This window comes from Arthrobacter sp. SIMBA_036 (assembly GCF_046535135.1).
Taxonomy (GTDB): Bacteria; Actinomycetota; Actinomycetes; order Actinomycetales; family Micrococcaceae; genus Arthrobacter.
This window is the reverse complement of record NZ_JAWRXG010000230.1, coordinates 1-265: the sequence shown is the minus strand read 5'-3', so window position 1 is coordinate 265 and position 265 is coordinate 1. Positions and strand designations below refer to the sequence as shown.

The window sequence follows — 265 nt, the reverse complement described above, 5'->3', positions numbered from 1 at the left end:
CAAATCTGAAAGTGCAAATGAGTTCTTATTCATGAATTCATCTAGAACAGTTAGTCTTTGCAGGCCATCAATAATTTTCCAAGGCATCCTACTGCCATCCATATAAAAAATTGGTAATGGAATATTCATTAATAATGACTCAATTAAGCGGCTTTTTTGTTTTGCACTCCATAATCCACTTAATCTTTGAAAATCATTTGGACGCCAAAGTTCAATTTCACCTAATCTCATCATATGAGCAATCATATCTAGAGAAAAAGATTGC

At 32.8% G+C, this 265-nt stretch carries 1 protein-coding gene; it reads right to left on the bottom strand.

The genetic code is table 11. The annotated features are described in order from the left end of the window. A partial coding sequence (locus tag SB659_RS19725) for a DUF262 domain-containing protein (protein WP_410551638.1) occupies nucleotides 1–265 on the bottom strand: 265 nt, incomplete at both ends.